Here is a 21,116-nt window from a genome sequence, read left to right on the forward strand (position 1 = left end):
CCGAACTTCGCGCCGCTCTTCCGGCACGTTCACCCCTTATGCTGGCCCATCCTCTGGTGGAGCCTCAACCGCTTCTTCAGATGGTACGACACAAGCGGCTACGAAAACCTCCTCCTGGCCACCACCCGCTGGGGCTACGTCTACCCCGCCTATCTCGGCCAGAAGAAACCCGACCCCACAGCCTGGAAACCCTACGAACTTGAGAAACCCCGCTGGGATGACCCGGTCTGGAGCACAAACGTGCCCACGAAGCTCCTCGCGTTCGCCACAAGCGAAACGCTGCGGCCTCGTCCCCATCCTCCCCTGCGAAGCGGGGGAGGTGGATCGCGGCAAAGCCGCGAGACGGAGGGGGCCTGCGCCCTCACCCCACCCAACACGTCCTAGCTTCCATCCGCTCATCCCGGCGAACGCCGGGACCCAGCGCCCCAAACGTCCCCTCTCCGCAGCCTCCTGCGAAGGCAGGGGTCCAGAGCCCCGGGCGCGGCGCTGACCTCACTGGATACCTGCTTTCGCAGGTATGTGCGGCAGACGAAAAACTCAGAGTCGTAAAACCGGCCGGGTACTCCCCGCGCCCGGGCAATCGTGCTGAAATCAGCCTTCAACCCGCCAGGGCGGAAAGCGCCGGTTCTGACCGGCCGTGTACAGACAAACCGCATTGCCCGCCGGGTCGCGGTACCAGGCTTCGGTCCAGCGCCAGTCCTTGCGCTCCGGTTCGCCGAGCGGATGGATGCCCGCCATGCAGCGCCCACCGACTTCGATGAACACGTCACTGACCTCGAAATACACAGCCGGCCATTCACCCGGCGCAATCGCCTCGACCTGATGGATCGACAGGGTCGCCGGCTCCTCGCCGTCCTCTGCCGGGCATTCGAACCGCGCATAGCGCGGCGGGGAGTCGACGATCAGTTTCAGGCCAAACCGCTGCCACCAGGACACGCTGGCGGCATAGTCGGTACAAGGCAAGGTGACCTGGTTGAGGCGCATGGATCAGCTTCTCCGGATTGGCTCGCCCCGATCTATTGCAGCCGGCAAGGCGTTTGTCAGCCCTTGCTGAAAGGCAGATCCTCGTCAAAAAAAGGGCGGCCCTCGGGCCGCCCTTTCATCTGTGTCCGGATCAGGTATCCAGGAAGCTTCTGAGCTTCCGGCTGCGGCTCGGATGTTTCAGCTTCCTCAGCGCCTTCGCCTCGATCTGGCGAATACGTTCGCGGGTGACCGAGAATTGCTGGCCGACCTCTTCGAGCGTATGGTCGGTGTTCATGCCGATGCCGAAGCGCATGCGGAGCACACGTTCCTCACGCGGCGTGAGCGAGGCGAGGACGCGGGTGGTTGTCTCGCGCAGGTTCGACTGGATGGCCGCGTCCACGGGGAGTAGCGCCATCTTGTCCTCGATGAAGTCGCCGAGGTTTGAATCCTCGTCGTCGCCAATCGGGGTTTCCAGCGAGATCGGCTCCTTGGCGATCTTCAGAACCTTGCGGATCTTTTCGAGCGGCAGGCCCAGCTTCTCGGCGAGTTCCTCCGGGGTCGGCTCACGGCCAATCTCGTGCAGCATCTGGCGCTGTGTACGGATGATCTTGTTGATCGTCTCGATCATGTGCACCGGGATACGGATCGTGCGGGCCTGGTCCGCGATGGAGCGGGTGATCGCCTGGCGGATCCACCAGGTGGCATAGGTCGAGAACTTGTAACCGCGGCGGTACTCGAACTTGTCGACCGCTTTCATGAGGCCGATATTGCCCTCCTGGATCAGGTCCAGGAACTGCAGGCCGCGGTTGGTATATTTCTTCGCGATCGAGATCACGAGGCGGAGGTTGGCTTCCACCATCTCCTTCTTTGCGATGCGCGCTTCGCGCTCGCCCTTCTGCACGGTCTGCACGATACGGCGGAAGTCGTCGATCGGGATACCGATCTCGGTTGCAATCTCGGTGATCTCTGCACGGACGGATTCGATCTCCTCGCCCTTGCCATCGATCAGGCGTTTCCATTTCGGCGAAATCGCGCGCACGCGCTCGGCCCAGTTCGGCTCAAGCTCGCAACCGATATAGTTCTCGAGGAATTCCTTGCGCGGCACGGCATGCGCGTCGGCCAGACGCATCAGCTTCCCCTCAAGGCCCATCAGCTTCTTGTTGATGGCATAGAGCTGTTCGACCAGCGCCTCGATCCGGGCATTGTTGATGTGGATCGTCTTCAGGTTTTCCACGATCAGCAGCGACAGGTCGTCATACTCGTGCTGCGCTTTCGGCGTCAGGTCCTTGCCTTCGAGGCGCCGGGTGACAAGACGATCCTGCAGCTTGCGGAAACGGCCGAAGCTGTCAGCAATCTCGTCGAGCTTGGCGAGCACGCCTTCGCGCAGCTCGGCTTCCATCGCCGACATCGACATCGCGGCCGCGTCGTCTTCTTCTTCCTCTTCCTGCTGCTGCTGGCGCAGGCGCTCGGCTTCAACCTCGTCGATCTCTTCCTGGCTCTGGCGCTTCTTGCCCTTCACCGGCGGCGGAGGTTCGGGCGCCTTCTCCTCGATCACCTTCGGTTCCGGCGGCGGGTTTTCCGCGCCATAGGTCGCTTCAAGGTCGATGAGGTCGCGCAGCAGGATGCGCTCGTTCATCAGCTCGTCGCGCCACACCATCATGGCTTCGAAGGTCAGCGGGCTTTCGCACAGACCACGGATCATCGCGTCGCGGCCGGCTTCGATCCGCTTGGCGATGGCAATCTCGCCTTCGCGGGAAAGCAGCTCCACCGCGCCCATCTCGCGCAGGTACATGCGCACGGGGTCGTCGGTGCGGTCGCTGCCGCGGGCGTTGCCTTTCTTGGCGAGAACTTTCTTGTCCTCGAGCTTGGTCAGGGCCTTGCCCTGCTCCTCGGCTTCTTCCTCGGACTCAACGACCGCGATGCCCATCTCGGAGATCTGGGACATCACGTCCTCGATCTGGTCCGAGCTCATGTCGGAATCAGGGAGAAGCTGGTTGATTTCGTCATGGGTGATGAAGCCGCGCTTCTGGGCGCGCTTCAGGACCTTTTTGACGTCTGTCGCGTTAAAATCGACAAGACCGCCTTCATTTTCCTTGTCTTCTTCACCCTCACCGTCACCGGCGGTGTTCTTTTTCTTCTTGGTGGCTGTCGCCATATTCAAGTCTCTCCCTGACGAAGGGGGCTGCCTGTGGCCGCCCGTCGCCCGTTGCCAATCGCCCTAGCCGCTCAGCTGTCGCCGCGTTTGCCTGATGCCTCGTTCATGCGAGCCCTGAGGGCTCGTCGCTCCGCGACCATTTGGTGCCTGCGCCGCCACCCTGAAGGCGACGCCGAGGCTCCCCCGCCAGCATCATCCATGCCAGAGCCGGGGTTTTCCTGGCCGGGACGCCCGGCTGCCACATACTGCTCGACGGCAATCAGCCACTCCCGAGCCTCGGGCCCATCGGCCGCTATCTGAGGCGTTGCGGGATATTGTTTGAGCAAGCTGGCAGCACGCATGTACCCAGTTTGCTGTAAATGGGCGGTCATCCGGGCCCGGTCAATAGGCTTTCCGGCATTTGCCAGGTCGAGAAGCAGATCGCGGATACGGGCCACATCCTCGTCCGCCAGCGCGCAGGCGGCGAGGGTTTCCGCCCCGATGGCCAGAAGGAACGGGCTGTCGATGGCGCGGATCAGGACGCCGAGGCCGCGAACCTTGGCGGGCGGGCCCTTCTTCAGTTCGGCCTGGGCGGGTTCGCCTTCGAGGGGAGTCTGTCCCGATCCGGGCCGGCCTTTCCTGTAGCTGGTGCTGCGTTTTGCGTCGCGCAGCTGCCAGAGATAGTCGCGCAGGCGGGACTTCAGATCGCGCTCATATGCCGCCTTCACGCCGCCATGGCGGATCTGGCCGCAGGCGGCCATCAGCCGGGCTTCGAGGCCGGCCTGGCGTTCCGGCGTGTCCAGCGGCTCGGCATCACGCTCACGCCGCCACAGAAGTTCGGACAGCGGCAGGCGCTTCTCCAACTCCTCCCGCATCGCCATCGCGCCCCGGGCGCGGATCAGGTCGTCGGGGTCCATCCCGTCGGGCAGCAGCACGAAGAATACCGACCGGCCCGGCTCCACAAACGGCAAGGCCCGGTCCAGAGCGCGGTAGGCGGCGCCCAGGCCGGCGCGGTCGCCGTCAAAGCACATCACGGGCTCAGGCCCGGCTTTCCAGATCAGCTGCAGCTGTTCCTCGGTCAGCGCGGTGCCGAGTGGGGCAACCGCATGGCCGAAGCCGGCTTCGGTGAGGGCGATGGCATCCATATAGCCTTCGCAGACGATCAGCCCGCCGCCTTCGCCGTGGCCCAGCGCCTCTCGGGCGGCCTTGTAGCGGTAGAGAACCGTAGATTTGTGGAACAGCTCGGTATCGCCCGAGTTCAGGTATTTCGGCTTGGCATCCGGCGTGAGCCCCCTGCCGCCGAAGGCGATGACGGCGCCGCGCACATCGGTGATCGGGAACATCACGCGGCCGCGGAAAAAGTCAAAAGGCTCGCCGCCCTTGTCGCTCTCCTTGATGAGGCCGACTTCGACCAGTTCGGCGTCCGTGAAGCCTTCGGCGTTCAGATGGGCGCGGGTGCGGCGCCAGTCGTCCGGCGCGTAGCCGAGCCGGTGGCGGCTCCAGGCGGCAGCGTCGAGGCCGCGCCCTTCGAGATAGGTCCGCGCTGCCGAGCCTTCGGTCGCGCGCAGCCGGTCCTCGAACCAGCGGGCAGCGGCTTCGCAGGCCGCGACGAGGCGTTTGCGATGGTCATAGGCCTCAGCCGCCTGCGGGCTTGCCTTTGGCAGCTGCATTCCGGCTTCTTCGGCCAGTTTCTCGACCGCCTCCATGAAGGACAGGCGCTCGGTCTCCATGATGAAGTTGATGACATCCCCGCCCATGCCGGAGGAGAAGCATTTGAAGATGCGCTTCTGGTCGTTGACGTAGAAGCTGGGCGTCTTTTCGTTGGTGAAGGGGGAGAGGCCGACCCATTCCTTTCCCTTCTTGGTCAGTTTCACCTTGCGCCCGATCACGTCCGAAGGCCGGATACGGGCCTTCAGCTCCTCGACGAAGCCTTCGGGAATGCGGACGCTCTGGGACATTTGGAGCAGTCTACTGCGTTCCCGTCTCCGGGGAAACGCAGCAAATCATTTGATCCCCAAAACGAAGGGGCCCCGCCAGATGGCAGGGCCCCGGCGCAGGATGAGGGCGCAGTTACTCCACGGGGTACTCAGGAGCCACCGCAATATCCTCCGCGGTCAGGTCCAGGATCAGCGAGCCGTCCGCATCTCCTTCGGCCAGTGTCAGGGCCCGGGCATCGACGACGACCTGGTTCATGCTGACGAGGTCCGGCGTGATGACGGCGAAGCGCGCTTCGCCGGTGGGCGTCAGGATCAGGTCATTGATCCGGGCTGCTTCGCCAGTGCCAGCGAGCGCGGCCGTTGTGCCCATGACTTCCGAGGCGAGGCGGTAATCATCCGCTGCGGCCTGCTCGAACTTCGGCAAGGTCTTGATAGTTTCGCCGGTGTACTGGACGATCACTTTTGGCTCGTCGCCCACAGTATCCGGGTCGGGCGCGATGCTTGCATCGGTGAACGCCACCGTATGCAGCTCTCCGCCAACGCCGGCGACACCGCCTTCGCGGACTACGATCATCGGCGCGCCGCCGCCGGCCGCGAGCCAGATGTCCGAAACGGTGGCGATCTGTTCGCCAGCCGCATTGTGAATGGAGGCGCCGATCAGGTCGGAGGCTTCCACTTCGCCCGAGGCGAGCTGGAAGGACTGACGGGTCTCCTGGGCCTGCGCTGCGGCGGCTTCGGCTTCCTCGGTTATCGTGGTTCCGGCCATTTCGACGGGCGTTTCGTAGGTGAGACGTTCCGGAGAGTCACAGGCAGCCGCCGACACCATGAGGGCGATCACACCAGCCGAAGCAAGAAGGGGTTTCATGGGACATTCCTTTCGTTGGTAGTGTGGGCAAAGCCTACCACGAGAGGCGCGGGTCTCCCCGTTAAGATGGGTCCAGACTCAGGGCAAAAACAAGGCACTACGGTCAAAACCGTTGAAGCCACGCCAGTTTGTGAATGAGATTAAGGAGCCTTCGTCAGGACTGCGCGGACCGCTTTTCCGGCGCTGACCGGCTCGATAAGCCCCGGATAACGTTCTTTCAGTGCTGTCACAGCGCGTCCCAGATCCGCCAGTTTCTTCGCGCCGAGATCCTCGACGACCTGCTTCACCGCAATCTCCAGTGCCTTGCCGGACAGCGGTTTGGGCAGGAAGGAGCGGATGATGTCGATTTCCTCGCGCTCGCGGATGGCGTCCTCGATGCGGCCTTCGTCATCATGCTCGCGGGCCGATTCCTCGCGCTGGGCAACCAGCGTTTCGAGAACATTGCGGACATCCTCGTCCGGACAGCCAGCCCCCTGGCCACGGCCGCGCGCGCAAACATCGCGGTCGCGGATGGCACACTCGATCAGGCGCAGGGTCGCGCGCCGGCACTCATCGCCAGCCGCGGCGGAATCGTCCTTCAATGCCTGTAGAATGCGGGCCCTCAGACCCATACACGCTGACACATCTTCGCGGCCCATCGCCGTCCTATGCCTTTCCACGCCTGCATCCGCCTTCTGTTGCTTGACGGTGCAGAGACTCAGCCCCAATAAGCGGCCAAGTTTTAGCCAGACCGGTTAATACCGAGTCAACCTAAATCCAGCCCGGTGAGGTAAGCGGTCCATGAGCAAGAATCAAGATATGGACTCAGCCACCGGCGCCCTTGCCCTTGCAGATGGCACCGTGTTTGCGGGCTTCGGCGCGGGTGCGGCGGGGGTGAAAACCGGGGAGCTTTGCTTCAACACGGCGATCACCGGCTATCAGGAAATCCTGACCGACCCCTCCTACGCCCAGCAGATCATCCTGTTCACTTTCCCCCATATAGGGAATGTCGGCGCCAACCCCGAAGACCATGAGGAATCCACCCCGCCTGCAGCAAATGCAGCTCGCGGCGCGGTCTTCCGCGAGCCGATCACGCCGCCTTCGAACTGGCGCGCGGCGGAAGACTTCGGCGCCTGGCTCGCCCGTAAGGGGATTATCGGCCTGTCCGGAATCGACACCCGCGCCCTCACCCGGCGCATCCGCGAGCTGGGCATGCCCAAGGCCGCCATCTGCCACCAGCCAGGCGGTAAGATCGATTTCAATAATCTTGTCGCCGCCGCGCAGGCCTGGCCAGGACTCGATGACGCGGACCTTGCCGCCGATGTCGTGCAGGAGGCGCCGTTCGAGCACAGCGAAGGCCTGTGGATGCCCGGCAAGGGCCATGTGCCGATGGGCAATGCGGAGTTCCATGCGGTTGTTGTCGATTTTGGCGTGAAGAAGAACATCCTGCGCAACCTCGCCAATGTGGGCGCGCGCGCGACGGTGCTGAACGGCGATGCAACGGCAGAACAGATCCTCGCGTTGAAGCCCGACGGTGTTGTGCTGTCCAACGGGCCGGGCGACCCTGCGGCAACCTACCTCCGCTGCGGCGATATGATCCGTACGCTGATTGCTTCCGGTATTCCGATCCTCGGCATCTGCCTCGGCCACCAGATGCTCGCGCTCGCGCTCGGCGCGAAGACGAAAAAGATGGCGCAGGGTCATCATGGCGCGAACCATCCGGTGAAGGACCTTGTCACCGGCAAGGTCGAGATCGTGTCGATGAACCATGGTTTCACGGTGGACGTGGACACGCTGCCGGCCGGCGTTTCGGAAAGCCACCGCTCGCTGTTTGATGGCACGAATTCCGGCCTTGCCGTGGAAGGCAAGCCGATCATCTCGGTGCAGCACCACCCGGAAGCCTCTCCCGGCCCGCAGGACAGCTTCTACCTGTTCGAACGCTTTGCCGGACTGATGCGTACGCATCGCGGAAAATGACGCCCCGTAAGTGAGTTGAGGTATGTGTGGCCGCTTCTTCCGCGAAGCCTTCAACTGGGAAGAATATGCTGCCTCGCTGGGCACTCATGAGATCGCAGGAGTCGAGGCCCCGCCGGGCACATACAATGCGGCGCCGACACAAATGCAACCTGTCATACGCCTGACACTGGACGGGCGGGCGCGCGAACTGGCGCCGATGCAGTGGGGGCTCATCCCATCCTGGTGGACGAAGCCGCTATCTGAGAAGAAATTCACCTCATTCAATGCCCAGGCGGAAACCGTGCATGAGAAGCCAGTATTCCGCGGCGCCTTTCGTCACAAGCGCTGCCTTGTTCCGGTCTCGGGCTATTACGAATGGTCCGGATACGGAAAGACGAAGACACCCTTTGCCTTCCGGCTGAGGAACCGTCGCCTCTTCTGCCTAGCCGGCCTGTGGGATGTTGCGCATATTGATGGCTCTGAAATTCAGACGTTCACGATACTGACGACGAAACCCAACGACTTTACCGCCGGCATCCATGACCGGATGCCGGTGATCCTGTCGCAGGAGAATTATGGCTGGTGGCTCGATCCTTCGAAGGGCGATCCGGCGCCGCTGTTCGAGCCCTTCCCCAACGAGGACATGATGGCCTGGGCCATCGGCAATGCGGTGGGCAGTGTGCGCAACAACTATCCGGAACTTCTGGAAGAAGTCTGACCCATTCCGCGCAGGATGCGTTCGAAGGTTTCCATATACTGCTCGCGGCTGACATCGAGCTTGCCTTGCGAGAGGGCGTAAGCGGCGGCGTTGAGGGAGGCCTGCAGCATCAGGGCGGCCGGAACGGTAAGGTGCGCCGGGATCATCCCCTTCGAGGCCATGAATTCCGTACCCGGAACAAGCGTGCGCTTGCCGAGATCAAACTCCAGTTCGTGCCAGCGCGCCGGGCCGAGCACGGAGGGACCATCGACGAGGACAATGCGCTGGTATTCAGACCTCGAGGCCCAATCGAGATACACGCGGCTTCCGGCAAGGAATGCGGCAAAGGGGTCATTCCTGTCGCGCGCGGCAAGGGCTGCGGCCCGGGCCTCGACATCCATTTCCAGCTGCAGGTCCCGCCACAGGGTCAGGAAGAGGTCTTCCTTGGAGTCGAAATGGTGGAACAGGGCCCCCTTGCTGACCCCCGCCGTGGCGGCGATGGCGTTCAGGCTGGTGGCGGAATAGCCGTCTTCGGCAAAGTGCTGGCGGGCCGCGCGGAGGACGGCTTCGCGGGTTTCAGCAGCCTGTTCCGAAGTGCGTTTGACCATGCTTTTGGTCCCTTGAGACCCTATGATACCAGTGGTATGAAAAAACTGTAACTGCTTCTTTTTGCAGGGACATCAGCCTTTTGGCTCTCACACTCGGATTGCAGGCTGGGTGGGACCCCGTTGCGGGGCCGGACTGCACGCCACTTTCAGGCAGGCTGCCCCAAAGGCGGCCTGCTTTTTTTGGCCCGCCGGCGCGGGCGGCATCCCGGCCTCGCGCTGAACAGCGCGTTGCAGGCCGTTCAGGTCCACAAAGTTAAAACACACTCCGAAGGGTGGGGGGAGACGCTTCCCCCCAATTCTGGGGAATGGCCCTTGGCGGCCCTCGCTCTCAAGGCGGGGGCCGTTTCCGTTTTGACCGTCAGCGCAGCGGCCCGCAGCGGCGTTCATACTCGGCAATGGCATCCGGCATCCACTTGCGGAAATTCTCGGCACGGGTGTCGGAGCCTGGGTGAGTGCTCATCCATTCGGGCGGGCGTTGGCCGCCGCCAATCTCGCCCATCCGCTCCCACAGTTCCGGCGCCTCTCGCGGGTCGTAACAGGCGCGCACCAGGAGATCGAGGCCGATCTTGTCAGCCTGCGTTTCATGCTCGCGGGAGAAGGCAAGGAAGCCGCCCTGCGCGGCGACGCCGAAAGCCTGCATGACCATCTGCTGCTGGCCGGCGCTCATGTCGCCGAGGCCGACCGCGACCGCCATCTGGCCGACCTGGAGCATCTGCTGCGTGCTCATCCGCGCCGCGCCGTGATGGGCGAGCGCGTGGCCGATCTCATGGCCCATGACGACGGCCAGCTTGTTGACGTCGGCAATGTCATCCAGCGTGACGCGGCCATCATAGTTGCCGGTGATGTCGAGGATGCCGGTATAGACGGCGACATAGCCACCCGGCAGGCAGAAGGCGTTGGGCGTGTCGGACTGGACGACATAGTAGGTCCAGTTAAATTTCTCGACCACGCCGGGCATCCTGTAGCCTTGGATGCGGTAGTCGTTTTCCAGCTCCAGCGCTGCTTTCTCCAGTCGCGCGCCGATCTCGCGTACGGTCTGCGTCAGTTCCCGGGCATCGCCGGTGCAACTCGCCTCGTCTGCGCACAGCACGGTGTTGCCCTGCCCGTGTTCCTGCTGGAGAATCTGCAGGTAGGATTGCTCGCCCAGCTGGATCTCCTGCTCGACCGAGAGCGTGTTCAGCTGCTTCTTGCCGGGCGCGAAGGGCACGTCCTGCTGGTTCATCTGCCAGTAGAGGAAGATGCCGATGAGGGCGACAATGACGATGCCGAAACGACCGCCGATAATGTCTCCCAGGCCATTCTCGCGAATGAAGGGCTTTTCATCGGACATGCTGGGCGCTCCGGAAGCTGTGCTTGGATTGATTTTTAACCGAGCCCTGCTCCAAGGGAAAGCGTCTGCATGGTTTGCGTTCTGCTCCTGCGCCGCTATTTGAAGAGCATGAGCGAACAGACCCCTGCCCCGAAACTCGAGATCCGGATCATTCCGGTGACGCCGCTGCAGCAGAACACGTCTATGATCTGGTCGTCAGAGACAAAGGAAGGCGTGTTTGTCGATCCGGGCGGCGAGGTCGACAAGCTGCTCGGCGCGGCGGAGCATTTCGGTGTGAAGATCGTCGCCGTCTGGCTGACGCATGGCCATCTCGACCATGTCGGCGCGGCAACTGCGATCAAGGAGCGCACCGGTTGCCCGATCATCGGGCCGCATGAGGACGACCAGTGGCTGCTCGACGAAGTGGAAGCCACCGGCGCGCGCTATGGTATCACCGACGGAAAGAACGTGACGCCCGACCGCTACCTGAATGACGGCGATGTGCTGGACCTTGCCGGCAACACGTTCGGCGTCGCCCACTGCCCCGGCCATACGCCGGGCCATGTGGTGATCTACAGCCAGGAAGGCGCGATGGCCTTTGTCGGCGATGTGCTGTTTCGCGGCTCCATCGGGCGCACGGACTTTCCGCGCGGCAACCATCAGCAGCTGATCGACTCGATCACCGGCAAACTCTGGCCGCTGGGTGACCATATGCGCTTCGTGCCCGGCCACGGACCGCTCTCCACGTTCGGGCAGGAGCGGATCGACAATCCGTTCGTCGCCGACGAAGTGACCGGCTATGGCGGCGCGGAAACGCGAGAAGCGGATACGATCAGCCAGCGGCTGTCGAAACGCTGGACCTGAGACGGCCGGGCGCAAACGCCCGCCAATGGTTAACAGGATATTTAGATCAGTTCACTGACTTTATCGTCTGTGTTGAGCACCGCGAATTGAACTTCTGATACATTCCCGGATGGGATAATCTAGGGCTGTAGCAGTGAACCAGGTGTCGGACATGATTCGTGATGCGCGAGGTTCGGTGATGCCGATCTTCGCAATCACGATTCTGGCCATCGTCACACTCGCCGGCGCCGCGATTGCGCTCAGCTTCGACAGCCGGGCCGCCAACAACCTGCAGGCTGCCGCTGACGAGTCGGCCCTCTCCGGAGCGACAGCATTCCTCAATGCCACATCCCCGCGCGCTGAGGACCGGATAAAATCTGCAAAAAGCGCTGCCGAAGCAGCTGCCCGGGCGAACGCCAATTTCAGTCTCGCCCTTCTGGAGGTCGGCGCCGTCACGGAAGATGCGTACGGCCAGACAACCGAGATTGAAGTTGCCCTGAAATTCACGCCTGCCAATCCGGCCGCACAGATTGCGGGCCGCAATGCAAACATCGAGATCGAGCGTCAGGCGGCTGCGTCCGCCACCTGGGGCTTTCCGCTTTGCGTGCTAGGCCTGCAGGGGTCGTCCACCGGTCTCAGCACATCGGGCGAAGCGAACCTGACCGCAGAGAACTGCATCGTCTGGACCAATTCTACCGGTTCACGGTCCATGGAGTTCAAGGGCGGCGAGGCGAAGACCAAGTACTTCTGTGCGTCCGGCAATGCATTTGTGTCTTCTGCAAGGGTCTCGCCCCGTCCGCACGAGAAATGCGAACCCATTCCGGACCCGCTCGCCGACTGGAGTGCTCCGGCGACAGGTACCATTGACCCCGCGCCTTTCCCCTCCTCCAACAAGAACAAAGGCCGGAACGTTTCGGCCCTCGCCGCCCAGCTGGCGCAAGTGCTCAGCATTTCCGGGATGAAAACCAGCACGAAGACGCTGATGGATGCCATGGCCTCTGGCAGTGTTCTTTCGGATGCGCAGGTTCAGTCTCTTCTGACATCCATCAATATGGTTGCCGGCGCTGTGGGCGGCAGAAACTCTGCCTACCAGATCGACAAGAACGGGGTGTTTAACCGCGGTGCAGGGGCGGGACTTCATGTGCTGGAAGTCGCGCAGATACTTGGTGTTGTCGACAATGTTCCGGAGACAGTCTTCGGCAAGGACAGCTACGTGAGCACTCCCAATCTGACGCTCTCGCCCGGCACCTATGCGGGCCTCGACATCATGACCGGCCATGTCAGGCTGAAGCCCGGCATCTATCACATCGTCAATGCGCCGCTGATCGTCCGGCGCCGGGCAACGCTGACCGGCGAAGGGGTCACCATCGTCCTGCACGGGGACCATGCGACCTTCTCGGTGCTCGACCAGGCGCGGCTCAACCTGACGGCTCCCACTGAGGGCGAGACGGCCGGGTTCTCGATTGCCGAAAACCGGGACGCGAAACTGACCAAGGTTCGCCCCGAACGGTCGCGCCTGACAGGCTCCGGCACGGTGTCTCTGATCGGTACGGTCTACTTTCCGCGTCAGCTGTTCTCCATCACTGGCAAGGGAGCCGCCGACCAGGCTTCGCCATTGCTGCAGCTGGTCGCTTATTCGATCGAACTCAGCAACAAGGGCGCACTTCGCATCCAGTTCGATCCGGAGCGCACCGAAGTGCCGATGACGATCCAGCCCGCGCGTGAGGCGCGCCTGATCCGCTAGGGTGACTTGCCCTGCAACTCGGCGATCCGGCTTGTCAGCGTATTGCGAAGTGAATCATACATCCACTTTGGCGCCCCGGGCAGGTCTGCGGTCTCGGGTGTGCGAACCGAGCCGTCCTGGAACTGCGCAAGCGCTTCATGGATAGTCTCTCGCCCGGCTATTCCCTGACCCGCCTTGTCCGCCTCGCTCGTGATTGTGCGCACCAGAGTCATGAAAGCTGACAGAGCTGGCGCTTTTTCCTCGACAGGGGGATTGTTGATGCCTGCTGCGAGAGGTGACCAGTTTCGGCTGAATTCCAGGGCAATGGAATAGATGACATCATCCGTACCCACATTTCCGGCTGTGAACCACTCCTCTCGCGGAACCTCCGCTACGCCGTCGGCACTGAAAATCCGCGCCCGGCTGCCATGTTCAGCGACCAGCTTGTCGAGCTTGTCCTGATCACTTGCACTCCAAAGCGCAAAATGCGGGCTACGTCCGGCAAGGTATTGCGCCACATCGTCCAGCGCGTCTCCCAGACGCGTCCGTGTTTCAGACTGTCCTGTAATTTTACCACCTTCGATCTGCCGCATGATCGCCTTGGCGCGCTGCGCGAGGACGCTCCAGTCGAGCGGGTCTGGCGATGAACGGCAGGCGCCGGCGACCGTATCTAGCAATTTCAGAGAAGAAGGGCGTGATATCGTCTGGTAAGTGGCCGCGCCGGTTGCCATTGCAGCCGTCACTGTGTTGCAGGTGATGGGTGGAGGGCTATCGGAAACCAGTGGATTAACCTGACCCGCTTCTGCATATCGGGTGAGAGCATCAACACCGTCTTTTACGATGGAATACCAATCGTCATACCGGAGATGAAAACCTCCATACTGAAGGGTCTCGGGAATATCCCTCTGGGCCGCAAGGATGTGGTCCGCGGCGCGTTCGACATGGCTGAACGCAGCGGTCGTGATTCCTGCTTTCGAACCTTCAGCTACTTCCATGCGCTTTGCAGCTCTGAGTTCTGCGCCTGCCGCGATTATCCGTACCCAACCTAAATCGGGACACCGCTGGGCATCCATGCTGATTTCCGCGAGATGTCCGGCGAACGCGTCATCCGTCACGCTGGATTGCAGAGACAGCTGAAACTCACGGGCGGTTTTGACGATGCGGTTGGAGTCGCAGTTGAAAGGCGTGGCAAACGCAGGCGCTGCCGCGAACAACAAGCCGAGCAATGCCGATAATGTTGTTGTCCGGACAAATTGCTTCATCTGTCATCTCCCATTCTGCACCGGCCGGTTACTCGACCGGCAGCACTGTCATCAGCAATGTATATTGCCAGTCCGGCATGCCGGGCACGTCCTGCATTTCCGGCGTGCGCACCTCGCCGCTCTGGAAGGCATCAATCGCCGCGCGGAGGGTCTTGTGCGTCTCCTGTTTGAGGCCGGCCTGATCTCCTTCGGCGCGCAGCGCGGTGATGTGCTGGTTGAAGGCGATCCGCATGGCAGTGACGACTTCTGCGGAATCGCCGGTCTTTCCGGCGGCCATCAAGGACCATTTGTCAGACAGGAGCAGGGCGATGGTGTAGATGGTGTCCGGGCTGCTGATATGTTCCGGTGTGAACCAGAGCTGGCGCGGCACGAGTTTCGGCTGGTCGCCGTAGCTGACCGCGTGCTGGCGCATCAGTTTGTCCAGGTCGCGCCCGTTGAACTCCGTGAAAAAGAAATCGTGCTTGCGTCCGCCGAGATAGGCCTGCTCGGCCTCCTTGGCGATCCGCAGCTTTGTCCGGATGTCTTCAGGGTCGGTGACAAGTTCCTTCTGGACGAGGCGCAGGTAGACATAGGCCTTCATGGCCATCGGCAGGCGGTTGGCGGTGCTGCCCGGATCGTAGCAGGCGGCGGCGGCGGCATCGACGAAGGGCAGGAATATGAGATCAGCCTTCGACTCGATGGCATATGCGACCGTCTGCGCGTCGGGGATCAACCAGCCTTTGCACGGCCCGACGTCCGTGCCTGAAAGATAGGGGTGCATCGTGCCCATGCGGGCGATCTGCATGAGGCCATGGATCGTGCCCTTCCTGACCTCCGATACGGCGCTGTAGGTCAGATTGCCGGTATTGTTCTTCGGCGTCCGGACCAGGTAGAGGTCCTTGGTGTTTTCATCGGACGTGCTCTGATACGCGCCAATCCGTTGGAAGGCGCGCACGAGATAGCTGGTCGCCTGCTGGTTCGGGACGCCGCCATTGCTGGCGGTGAAAGTCCTGTAGGCCCGAAGGTCAAGTTCGGCGCCCATGAAGTTGACCCATGGGTTTTCCGGGCAGGCGGCGACATAGCCATTCATCTCGCCGACGAACTGCCCGAACTGCTCACCCGTAGCCGGCTGCTCCATCACCAGGTCGAGCGCGGCAGGCACAACTTTCGTGTCACAATCATCCGCGAGCGCGGCAGGCGCAAGGACAGCGCCCGACAGAAAAGCCATCGCCGCCAGTCTCAGGGGCAGTTTCATGCGTCCCTCCCGTTCCGGAAGGAAAATTTGCAGGAATTCGCCTGCCCGGCCACCCTGAATTTCAGCGACCGGCTCAGTTCACTTCCGAGACGATGATGAACTGCGGCGCCTCGGCGAAGCCCATGAACTGGCCCATGACCGATTGCACGGTCTCCCCGCCCATGTCCTCGGCGACGAAACCGTCGAGGTCCGGGATCGCGAAAGCCTCAATATAGGCAATGCCGGGCGCGCCCTCGCCCATCAGGAGGCGCTCTGCCCGGTAGGTGCGGAAATCCTGCACCCGGGCGAGCGAACGCATGGCCGGCTGGTCCGTCGTGCGGACCCACGCCTCGAACTGCTCGGGCGTGACGCCTTCCTTCATTGTGTAGAGGATGAACAGCGTGGTCGACGGGGCCGCCTTCACTTCCTTGATGATCTCGACCTGGCGGATTTCCTTGACCGCCGCAGCAGGCGCGGGCCCATCGTCGCTGATCACGACACAGGCTGGCAGGAACAGGGCCGGCAGCAGGGCCAGCGCGGCGGCAAGTTTACGTTTCATGATTGTCTCCCCTACGCCGGATTCGGCGCATTCTGCACAGGAACAGGATTCGGGCAGGCTGATCCAGCCGCAGTTGTCGCACCATGGCGCCTTGCCCCTCTGCCCGACTCCCTGCTATCGGGCAGCCGTTTGCCCCCACACTCAGGAGATCCCCCATGCCGAAGCGCACAGATATCTCCTCCATCCTCGTTATCGGCGCTGGCCCGATCATCATCGGCCAGGCCTGCGAGTTCGATTATTCGGGGGTACAGGCGGTCAAGGCGCTGAAGGCCGAGGGATACCGGGTGATCCTGGTGAACTCCAATCCGGCGACGATCATGACCGACCCGGAGCTGGCGGACGCGACCTACATCGAACCGATCCTGCCGGAAATCGTCGAGAAGATCATCGCGATCGAGAAGCCCGACGCGCTGCTGCCCACCATGGGTGGCCAAACCGCGCTCAATTGCGCGCTCGACATGCATCATGCCGGTATCCTTGAGAAATACGGCGTCGAACTGATTGGCGCGAAGGCCGAAGCCATCGAGATGGCGGAAGATCGCAAGCTGTTCCGCGAAGCGATGGACCGGATCGGCCTCGAAAACCCGCGCGCCGCGATCATCGCCTCGCCCGAAATCCGGGACGAGAAAGGCAAGATCAAATCCTATGACCGGCTGACGGGTCTTAAGATGGCGATGGACGCGCTGGAGACAGTCGGCCTGCCGGCCATTATCCGTCCGGCCTTCACCCTCGGCGGCACCGGCGGCGGCATTGCCTACAATGTCGAACAATATGAAGAGATCTGCCGCTCGGGCCTCGCGGCTTCGCCGAATGCACAGATCCTCGTCGACGAGAGCCTGCTCGGCTGGAAGGAATTCGAGATGGAGGTCGTCCGCGACAAGGCGGACAACTGCATCATCATCTGTTCCATCGAGAACATTGATCCGATGGGCGTGCATACCGGCGACTCGATCACGGTGGCCCCGGCGCTGACACTTACGGACAAAGAATATCAGGTGATGCGCAACGCCTCGATTGCGGTGCTGCGCGAAATCGGCGTGGAGACCGGCGGCTCGAACGTGCAGTTTGCGGTGAACCCGAAAGACGGCCGCCTCGTCGTCATTGAGATGAACCCGCGCGTGTCGCGCTCCTCGGCGCTTGCCTCCAAGGCCACGGGTTTCCCGATTGCCAAGGTCGCGGCGAAACTCGCTGTCGGCTATACGCTCGACGAACTCGACAATGACATCACGGGCGTGACGCCCGCCTCGTTCGAGCCGACGATTGATTACGTCGTCACAAAGATCCCGCGCTTTGCATTCGAAAAGTACAAAGGCGCCGAACCTGTGCTGACCACGGCGATGAAATCCGTCGGCGAAGCGATGGCCATCGGCCGAAGCTTCCAGGAGAGTCTGCAGAAGGCGCTCTGCTCTCTGGAGACAGGCCTGTCCGGCCTCGACGAGATGGCCTTCGACAGTCTTGATCAGCTGCGCCAGGCGCTGGGCATCCAGTCGCCTGACAGGCTGCGCGTCATCGCTCAGGCCTTCCGATTTGGGGTCAGCGTTGAAGAAGTGAATGCGGTCACGTCATTCGATCCATGGTTCCTGCGTCAGATCGAAGACCTCGTCCGCACAGAGGGCCGGATAAAGTTGGAAGGCCTGCCGAGATCGGCCGCCGGAATGACGGAGCTGAAAGCCAAAGGGTTTTCCGACAAGCGTCTCGCTGAACTGACCAGCCATACCGAGGGGTGGATCCGCGGTTATCGCCACTCGCTTGGCGTACGGCCGGTCTACAAGCGCATCGACACTTGTGCAGCCGAGTTCGCGGCGAAGACGCCGTACCTTTATTCGACCTATGAGCATGCCCCCTTCGGCAAATCCGTTCCGCAGTGTGAAGCCCTGCCCTCGACCCGCCAGAAGGCGATGATCCTTGGCGGCGGCCCGAACCGTATCGGCCAGGGCATCGAGTTCGACTATTGCTGCTGCCACGCGGCCTTCGCGATGGAAGACCTTGGTATCGAGTCGATCATGGTCAACTGCAACCCGGAAACGGTGTCCACGGACTATGATACGTCTGACCGCCTCTATTTCGAGCCGCTGACGACGGAGCATGTGCTCGAGATCATCCACAAGGAACAATCGGCTGGCGAGCTGCTCGGCCTGATCGTGCAGTTCGGGGGGCAGACGCCGCTGAAACTCGCGGCGCCGCTGAACAAGGAGAAGGTTCCGATCCTGGGCACATCGCCGGAGTCGATCGATCTGGCCGAAGACCGCGAACAGTTTGCCCGCCTGCTCGACGAGTTGAACATCCAGCAGGCCCCGTCACGCACCGCGCGCAGCGTTGAGGAAGCGGAAGTGAAGGCCAACGAGATCGGTTACCCGGTCATGCTGCGCCCGTCTTTCGTGCTGGGTGGCCGCGCGATGGAAATCGCCCGCAATGATGAAGACCTGCGCAAGTTCGCCGCCGAAGCGCTGCAGGTTTCGGGCGACGCGTCGCTGTTCATCGACCGCTACCTCGCCGACGCCATCGAAGTGGACGTGGATGCGATCTGCGACGGGCATGATGTGCATGTCGCGGGCATCATGGAGCATATCGAGGAGGCGGGTGTACACTCGGGCGACTCGGCGTGCGCCCTGCCACCCTTCACCCTGTCGCCTGCCCTTCAGGGCCGCCTCGCCAAGCAGACCATTGCAATTGCCCGCGCGCTGAATGTCCGGGGGCTGATCAATATCCAGTTCGCGGTGAAGGGCGAGGAGATCTACGTTCTCGAAGCCAACCCGCGCGCGTCCCGGACCGTGCCGTTCGTGGCCAAGGCTGTCGGTGCGCCGATCGCGGCCATCGCGGCGAAGGTCATGGCCGGCCGGCCGCTGACGGACTTTGACCTGCGCCATGCCAATCCACGCCGCATCGCCATCAAGGAAGCGGTTTTCCCCTTCGCGCGCTTCCCGGGTGTTGACCCGCAACTCGGCCCCGAGATGCGCTCCACGGGCGAGGTCATGGGCTGGGACGATGATTTCGGCATGGCCTTCCTGAAGAGCCAGCTCGGCGGCGGCATCCGCCTGCCAACCGAGGGCACAGTGTTCATTTCTGTCCGCGACAGCGACAAGCCCGGTGCCGTGGAAGCCGCCCGCAATCTTGTCGAGATGGGCTTCTCCATCCTCGCCACCAGTGGCACAGCGACCCATCTGGAGGCCTCTGGCATCCCAGTTAAGCGGGTGAACAAGGTACTCGACGGCCAGCCGCACATTGTCGACGCAATGATTAACGGCGATGTCCAGCTGGTGTTCAATACGACCGAAGGCGCCGCCTCGCTTGCCGACTCTGCCTCGATCCGCCGGACGGCCGTTGCGAGAAAAATCCCTTATTTCACAACCCTCTCGGCTTCGATCGCCTCTGTTCAGGCCATCGCCAGCCAGAAAACACAGGAAATCTCCGTCCGCGCCTTGCAAAGCGCCTGAGCCTGCCCCACTTGACGCGTTTGTTTTTTGAACACACGCTTTTCGCCGCTCAAGATGAGGGAAACTCACGATGGAACGCATCCCGATGACTGCCGAAGGCCATGCTGCGCTTCAGGCCGAACTCAAAATGCTGAAATCCGTGGAACGCCCGAATATTATCGCGGCGATTTCCGAGGCGCGCTCGCATGGGGACCTGTCGGAGAACGCGGAATATCACGCCGCAAAGGAGAAGCAGAGCTTCATCGAGGGCCGTATCAACGAGCTCGACGACAAGCTTGCCCGGGCTGACATCATTGATGTCAGCAAGCTCGGCGGCAAGAAAATCCGCTTTGGTGCGACGGTCACGATTATCGACGTCGATTCCGAAGAGAAGTTCACCTACAAGATCGTCGGCGAGGACGAAGCAAACGTGAAAGAGGGCAAGATCTCTGTCACCTCGCCGCTCGCCCGCGCCATGATCGGCAAGGAAGAAGGCGACGAGGCGGAAGTCTCTGCGCCCTCGGGCGCGCGCGCTTATGAGGTTGCCAAAGTCGTTTACAAGTAAGAGGCCGCGTCATGGGCTCACTCTCGGGATCGCTCGGGCCTTCCGTCTGGGCGGTATCGGACGGACGCGCCGGCAACGCCTCTCAGGTGCGCGCGCTTGTCTCCGCACTGGGTGAGCCCGGCCGGTGGATGCGCATTGCGCACATCGCCGGCGAGGCGCACCGGGCCGAGCCGATGGTGCTGACCCCCGGCGCGCCGTGGACCTGGTTCCCGGCGGACCAGTGGGTTGCGCCGCTGCAATCCCTGCCGAAAGCCCAGCGCGCGCTGATGACGCCGCCCTGGCCGACCCTGTGGATTGCCGCGGGGCGCAGATCGGCGGCGTTTACAAAACTCGTCCGTGAACAGTCGAAGGGCCAGACCTTCACCATTCAGGTGCTCGATCCTTACATCGATCCATCAAACTTCGATCTGGTCGTGACGCCGGAACATGACGGTCTCGCCGGTGACAATGTGGTGACGACCATCGGATCGCCCGCCTATTTTTCGCCGGACCGGCTGGAAGAAGCAGGCCAGCTGTTTACTCCGCTGGCGGATGATACAAACCGCAGCGCCATCGTGATCCTTGGCGGGCATTCAAAGACGCACAAGTTCACCCCTGCTGTCGCCTCCAAACTCGCAGTTCAGCTTCGTGACCTGTCAAAGCAAGGCTGGCGCCTGCGCATCACGGCATCGCGGCGTACACCGGTCGAAATCATCGCGCAGTTCCGCAAGATGGCGGACGAGACGGGCAATCTCTTCTGGTCCGGCGCGCAGGATGGCCCCAATCCCTACCTTGCCTGGCTGATGTTCTCGAAGGTGGCCCTGGTCACCGAGGACAGTGCCAATATGCTGTCCGAAGCCGCCTGGCACGGCCTGCCCGTCCACATCGTGCCGCTCGAGGGCAAAGCCGAGAAGTTCGACCGGCTGCACGAAACACTGATTGCGCGCGGCGCAGCGCGGCGCTTCACCGGAAGCATCGATCAGTGGACGTACGAACCCCTGCGCGAGGCGGACCGTGTGGCCGACCTCATCGTCGAGAAACTTCTGGAGCGCCACCCGGCCCCGGCCTTCGGCAGCGGGTTTGTCATGCCCAGCTGGATGGATTGATCCGG

Annotated in this window: 18 protein-coding genes; 8 read left to right on the forward strand and 10 right to left on the reverse strand. The window is 62.4% G+C overall.

Going from position 1 to position 21,116, the window contains the following annotated elements:
- A partial coding sequence (locus tag ACK4TE_RS05830; protein ID WP_409910548.1) for a hypothetical protein occupies positions 1 to 384 on the forward strand: 384 nt, incomplete at its 5' end.
- A 207-nt stretch (positions 385 to 591) separates the two neighbouring features.
- Here the strand turns inward: ACK4TE_RS05830 and ACK4TE_RS05835 are convergent.
- From ACK4TE_RS05835 to ACK4TE_RS05855, 5 genes are all read right to left on the reverse strand, one after another.
- A complete protein-coding gene (locus tag ACK4TE_RS05835; protein WP_409910549.1) occupies positions 592 to 984 on the reverse strand; it encodes a VOC family protein in 393 nt (130 codons plus the stop codon).
- Positions 985 to 1,114: 130 nt separating this feature from the next.
- Positions 1,115 to 3,118: an RNA polymerase sigma factor RpoD gene (rpoD, locus tag ACK4TE_RS05840; RefSeq protein WP_409910550.1), complete on the reverse strand. Its 2,004-nt coding sequence runs from the start codon at positions 3,116 to 3,118 to the stop codon at positions 1,115 to 1,117.
- A gap of 71 nt (positions 3,119 to 3,189) precedes the next feature.
- Entirely contained in the window at positions 3,190 to 5,055 is a 1,866-nt protein-coding gene (gene dnaG / locus ACK4TE_RS05845) for a DNA primase (protein WP_409910551.1), read from the reverse strand.
- Between the two features lie 112 nt (positions 5,056 to 5,167).
- Positions 5,168 to 5,899: a PRC-barrel domain-containing protein gene (locus tag ACK4TE_RS05850; protein ID WP_409910552.1), complete on the reverse strand. Its 732-nt coding sequence runs from the start codon at positions 5,897 to 5,899 to the stop codon at positions 5,168 to 5,170.
- 140 nt (positions 5,900 to 6,039) lie between these two features.
- Entirely contained in the window at positions 6,040 to 6,537 is a 498-nt protein-coding gene (locus ACK4TE_RS05855) for a GatB/YqeY domain-containing protein (RefSeq protein WP_409910553.1), read from the reverse strand.
- A gap of 160 nt (positions 6,538 to 6,697) precedes the next feature.
- Between ACK4TE_RS05855 and carA the strand changes: the two genes are divergently transcribed.
- Together carA and ACK4TE_RS05865 are read left to right on the forward strand one after the other, a co-directional pair.
- The gene (carA, locus tag ACK4TE_RS05860) at positions 6,698 to 7,855 is read left to right on the forward strand and encodes a glutamine-hydrolyzing carbamoyl-phosphate synthase small subunit (RefSeq protein WP_409910614.1); all 1,158 of its coding nucleotides are present in this window, start codon (positions 6,698 to 6,700) and stop codon (positions 7,853 to 7,855) included.
- A 22-nt stretch (positions 7,856 to 7,877) separates the two neighbouring features.
- Positions 7,878 to 8,552 (forward strand): SOS response-associated peptidase, encoded by a 675-nt coding sequence (locus tag ACK4TE_RS05865; protein WP_409910554.1) that lies wholly within the window; start codon positions 7,878 to 7,880, stop codon positions 8,550 to 8,552.
- On the opposite strand, the gene ACK4TE_RS05870 is transcribed toward ACK4TE_RS05865, so the two are convergent.
- Together ACK4TE_RS05870 and ACK4TE_RS05875 are read right to left on the reverse strand one after the other, a co-directional pair.
- The gene (locus tag ACK4TE_RS05870; protein WP_409910555.1) at positions 8,525 to 9,139 is read right to left on the reverse strand and encodes a TetR/AcrR family transcriptional regulator; all 615 of its coding nucleotides are present in this window, start codon (positions 9,137 to 9,139) and stop codon (positions 8,525 to 8,527) included. The genes ACK4TE_RS05865 and ACK4TE_RS05870 overlap by 28 nt on opposite strands.
- Before the next feature lie 358 nt (positions 9,140 to 9,497).
- Entirely contained in the window at positions 9,498 to 10,469 is a 972-nt protein-coding gene (locus ACK4TE_RS05875; protein WP_409910556.1) for a M48 family metallopeptidase, read from the reverse strand.
- Between the two features lie 108 nt (positions 10,470 to 10,577).
- Between ACK4TE_RS05875 and ACK4TE_RS05880 the strand changes: the two genes are divergently transcribed.
- Both ACK4TE_RS05880 and ACK4TE_RS05885 read left to right on the forward strand, forming a co-directional pair.
- The gene (locus ACK4TE_RS05880) at positions 10,578 to 11,312 is read left to right on the forward strand and encodes an MBL fold metallo-hydrolase (protein WP_409910557.1); all 735 of its coding nucleotides are present in this window, start codon (positions 10,578 to 10,580) and stop codon (positions 11,310 to 11,312) included.
- A 151-nt stretch (positions 11,313 to 11,463) separates the two neighbouring features.
- Positions 11,464 to 13,035, forward strand: coding sequence for a TadE/TadG family type IV pilus assembly protein (locus ACK4TE_RS05885; RefSeq protein WP_409910558.1), 1,572 nt, complete (start codon positions 11,464 to 11,466; stop codon positions 13,033 to 13,035).
- Here ACK4TE_RS05885 and ACK4TE_RS05890 read toward each other — a convergent pair.
- The 3 genes from ACK4TE_RS05890 to ACK4TE_RS05900 form a co-directional block, all read right to left on the reverse strand.
- Complete coding sequence (locus ACK4TE_RS05890; RefSeq protein WP_409910559.1) at positions 13,032 to 14,276, reverse strand: hypothetical protein; 1,245 nt, start codon at positions 14,274 to 14,276, stop codon at positions 13,032 to 13,034. The genes ACK4TE_RS05885 and ACK4TE_RS05890 overlap by 4 nt on opposite strands.
- A 28-nt stretch (positions 14,277 to 14,304) precedes the next feature.
- Complete coding sequence (locus tag ACK4TE_RS05895; protein ID WP_409910560.1) at positions 14,305 to 15,510, reverse strand: hypothetical protein; 1,206 nt, start codon at positions 15,508 to 15,510, stop codon at positions 14,305 to 14,307.
- Positions 15,511 to 15,583: 73 nt separating this feature from the next.
- Positions 15,584 to 16,048 carry a hypothetical protein gene (locus tag ACK4TE_RS05900; RefSeq protein ID WP_409910561.1) on the reverse strand — a complete coding sequence of 155 codons (465 nt, stop codon included), beginning with the start codon at positions 16,046 to 16,048 and terminating at the stop codon, positions 15,584 to 15,586.
- A gap of 155 nt (positions 16,049 to 16,203) precedes the next feature.
- Between ACK4TE_RS05900 and carB the strand changes: the two genes are divergently transcribed.
- The 3 genes from carB (at position 16,204) to ACK4TE_RS05915 (ending at position 21,111) form a co-directional block, all read left to right on the forward strand.
- Positions 16,204 to 19,482 (forward strand): carbamoyl-phosphate synthase large subunit, encoded by a 3,279-nt coding sequence (gene carB / locus ACK4TE_RS05905; protein ID WP_409910562.1) that lies wholly within the window; start codon positions 16,204 to 16,206, stop codon positions 19,480 to 19,482.
- 70 nt (positions 19,483 to 19,552) lie between these two features.
- Positions 19,553 to 20,026, forward strand: a complete 474-nt coding sequence (gene greA / locus ACK4TE_RS05910) for a transcription elongation factor GreA (protein WP_409910563.1) — start codon at positions 19,553 to 19,555, stop codon at positions 20,024 to 20,026.
- 11 nt (positions 20,027 to 20,037) lie between these two features.
- Complete coding sequence (locus ACK4TE_RS05915) at positions 20,038 to 21,111, forward strand: mitochondrial fission ELM1 family protein (RefSeq protein ID WP_409910564.1); 1,074 nt, start codon at positions 20,038 to 20,040, stop codon at positions 21,109 to 21,111.
- Positions 21,112 to 21,116 lie beyond the last annotated feature (5 nt).

Origin of the sequence: Hyphomonas sp. (assembly GCF_046313975.1) — a bacterium.
Taxonomy (GTDB): domain Bacteria; phylum Pseudomonadota; class Alphaproteobacteria; order Caulobacterales; family Hyphomonadaceae; genus Hyphomonas.

Coding starts and splice junctions, on each gene's coding strand:
- ACK4TE_RS05890 (WP_409910559.1), bottom strand. CDS start 14,276: ATGAAGCAATTTGTCCGGACAACAACATTATCGGCATTGCTCGGCTTG.
- rpoD (WP_409910550.1), bottom strand. CDS start 3,118: ATGGCGACAGCCACCAAGAAGAAAAAGAACACCGCCGGTGACGGTGAG.
- ACK4TE_RS05850 (WP_409910552.1), bottom strand. CDS start 5,899: ATGAAACCCCTTCTTGCTTCGGCTGGTGTGATCGCCCTCATGGTGTCG.
- ACK4TE_RS05885 (WP_409910558.1), top strand. CDS start 11,464: ATGATTCGTGATGCGCGAGGTTCGGTGATGCCGATCTTCGCAATCACG.
- ACK4TE_RS05900 (WP_409910561.1), bottom strand. CDS start 16,048: ATGAAACGTAAACTTGCCGCCGCGCTGGCCCTGCTGCCGGCCCTGTTC.
- ACK4TE_RS05870 (WP_409910555.1), bottom strand. CDS start 9,139: ATGGTCAAACGCACTTCGGAACAGGCTGCTGAAACCCGCGAAGCCGTC.
- ACK4TE_RS05880 (WP_409910557.1), top strand. CDS start 10,578: ATGAGCGAACAGACCCCTGCCCCGAAACTCGAGATCCGGATCATTCCG.
- ACK4TE_RS05915 (WP_409910564.1), top strand. CDS start 20,038: ATGGGCTCACTCTCGGGATCGCTCGGGCCTTCCGTCTGGGCGGTATCG.
- carA (WP_409910614.1), top strand. CDS start 6,698: ATGGACTCAGCCACCGGCGCCCTTGCCCTTGCAGATGGCACCGTGTTT.
- ACK4TE_RS05835 (WP_409910549.1), bottom strand. CDS start 984: ATGCGCCTCAACCAGGTCACCTTGCCTTGTACCGACTATGCCGCCAGC.
- ACK4TE_RS05865 (WP_409910554.1), top strand. CDS start 7,878: ATGTGTGGCCGCTTCTTCCGCGAAGCCTTCAACTGGGAAGAATATGCT.
- ACK4TE_RS05855 (WP_409910553.1), bottom strand. CDS start 6,537: ATGGGCCGCGAAGATGTGTCAGCGTGTATGGGTCTGAGGGCCCGCATT.
- greA (WP_409910563.1), top strand. CDS start 19,553: ATGGAACGCATCCCGATGACTGCCGAAGGCCATGCTGCGCTTCAGGCC.
- ACK4TE_RS05895 (WP_409910560.1), bottom strand. CDS start 15,510: ATGAAACTGCCCCTGAGACTGGCGGCGATGGCTTTTCTGTCGGGCGCT.
- dnaG (WP_409910551.1), bottom strand. CDS start 5,055: ATGTCCCAGAGCGTCCGCATTCCCGAAGGCTTCGTCGAGGAGCTGAAG.
- ACK4TE_RS05875 (WP_409910556.1), bottom strand. CDS start 10,469: ATGTCCGATGAAAAGCCCTTCATTCGCGAGAATGGCCTGGGAGACATT.
- carB (WP_409910562.1), top strand. CDS start 16,204: ATGCCGAAGCGCACAGATATCTCCTCCATCCTCGTTATCGGCGCTGGC.